Source organism: Streptomyces sp. NPDC090442, assembly GCF_044769405.1.
Classification (GTDB): Bacteria; Actinomycetota; Actinomycetes; order Streptomycetales; family Streptomycetaceae; genus Streptomyces.
Genome location: NZ_JBIVXW010000211.1, coordinates 1 through 2273, shown reverse-complemented (window position 1 = coordinate 2273; position 2273 = coordinate 1). Strand labels below are relative to the sequence as shown.

Genomic DNA, 2273 nt, shown 5'->3' with positions numbered 1-2273 from the left:
GTACATCACACCGGCAAAAACACCCGTCTGACTACCGCGCAGGGACACCGGGTCGATACCGGCCCGCTCGATCGCCTCCCACGACGACTCCAACAACAAACGCTGCTGCGAGTCCGTCGCCAACGCCTCCCGCGGACTCATCCCGAAGAAGCCCGGATCGAACTCCCCCGCCTCATGCAGGAACCCACCGGAACGGGTGTAAGACGTCCCGAAGTGCTCAGGGTCCGGGTCGTAGATCGCTTCGAGATCCCAACCACGGTTGGTCGGGAACGAAGTGATCGCATCCGTCCCCTCGCTCACCAGACGCCACAGATCCTCGGGCGAAGCGACACCACCGGGGAAGCGGCAAGCCATCCCCACCACCACGATCGGATCGTCGACCGCCGGCGGCAGCGACTGCGCCACTGTCTGGGGCTGACTGTCGATCCCACCGAACAACTCGTCCTGTAGGTGATCCGCCAGGGCGGACAGGGTGGGGTGGTCGAAGACGAGTGTTGCGGTCAGGCGCAGGCCCGTTGCCGTGCTGAGTCGGTTGCGCAGTTCCACGGCCGTCAGTGAGTCGAAGCCGAGGTCACGGAACTGTGCCGCGGTGTCCACGGAGGTCGGGTCGGCGTGGCCCAGGACGAGGGCCGACTGGGTGCGGACCAGGTCAAGGAGTTCCTGCCGGCGCTCGTCGGGCGTGCGCCCGGCCAGGCGGTTGACGAGCCCGGCGACGGTCGCGGAACCGCCGGCCGCCGTACGGCGAGTGCGGGTCCGCACCAGTCCGCGCAGGATCGCCGGCACCTCGGCCTGTGCGGAGAGTGCCGCGAAGTCGAGCCGGACCGGAGCGATCAGCGGCGCGCCCGGCGCGGGCCTTTCACTGAGGGTGAGTGCCGCGTCGAACAGGGCCAGGCCCTGCTCCGTGGAGAGCGGCGGCACGCCGGAGCGGGCGAGCCGGTCGGCCTCGGCATCCGTCAGCGTGCCCGTCATTCCGCCGGACTGGTCCCACGGGCCCCACGCCAGCGACAAACCGGGCAGGCCCGCCGCACGGCGCTGGGTCATCAGGGCGTCCAAGAAGGCGTTACCCGCTGCGTAGTTGGCCTGGCCGGCACCGCCGAACACGCCCGCGACGGAGGAGAAGACGACGAACGCAGCCAGGTCGAGATCGCGGGTGGCTTCGTGCAGATGCCAGGCGGCATCCGCCTTCGGCCGCAGGACGGTGGCCAGCCGCTCGGGGGTGAGCGAGCCGATCATGCCGTCGTCCAGCGTGCCCGCCGTGTGTACGACCGCCGTCAGCGGGTGTTCGTCCGCGATGCCGGCGACGAGCGCCGCCACCGCGTCACGGTCGGACACGTCGCATGCCTGGACGGTCACTTCGGCGCCGTGGGCCGTCAGTTCCGCCACCAGTTCCGTGGACCCGGGGGCGTCGGGGCCGCGCCTGCTGACGAGCAGGAGGTTGCGGACGTCGTACTCGTCGACGAGGTGCCGTGCGAACTGTGCGCCGAGGCCGCCCGTGCCACCGGTGATCAGGACCGTCCCGTCGGCGTTCCAGCCGTTGCGGACCGCCGTTTCGTCGGTGCCGGTGGCGCCGTCGGCCGGTTCGGTGGGCGGCGCGAGACGCGTCAGCCTCGCGGCATGGAGCTGTCCGTCGCGCAGGAGCAACTGTGGCTCGTCGGAACCGAGGGCCGCCGCGAGGGAGTCCGCGGATGCCTGGGACCCATCGAGGTCGATCAGGCCGAAGACACCGGGGTGCTCGGTCTGGGCCGAGCGCACCAGGCCCTGGACTGCCGCCGCCGCGGCATCCTCGCCGTCGGCCGCACCGCGGGTGACGAAGACCAGGCGGGCGTCCGCACAACGTGCGTCGGCCAGCCAGGTCTGGATCGTTTGCAGGGCATCGGCCGTGAGCCGGTGAGCGGCGTCGATGGCCGCGTCGTCGTGGGCGGCGACCGCAACCAGCACGACGCCGGGTACGGAACCCTCGGGGTTGGCCGCGGTCAACGCATCGAGGGTCTCGTGTGCCTCCACGGTCGCGCCGGAGCGGCTCAACTCGTGGGCGAGCCGCAGCGGGTCGGGGCCCAGGACCGCGATGGCCTGGGCTGCCTGGCCCGCCCGTTCCGCCGAGACGTCCGGCAGCGCGGTCCAGCGGATGCCGAAGAGCGCATCTCGCAGGCGGTCGTCGGCGCCGCCGAACTGCTCGTTGGTCACGGTGCGGGTGCGGAGGGAGTCGATGGAGATGACGGGTTCACCCGCCGGGTCCACCGCACTCACCGACACCGCCCCCTCACCGGCAGGCG

1 protein-coding gene is annotated in these 2273 nt (G+C 71.4%); it reads right to left on the bottom strand.

The genetic code is table 11. The features are described from left to right. The coding region (locus ACIQU6_RS44395) for an SDR family NAD(P)-dependent oxidoreductase (protein ID WP_403488379.1) at positions 1 to 2247 on the bottom strand (2247 nt) is incomplete at its 3' end. Positions 2248 to 2273: the final 26 nt, after the last annotated feature.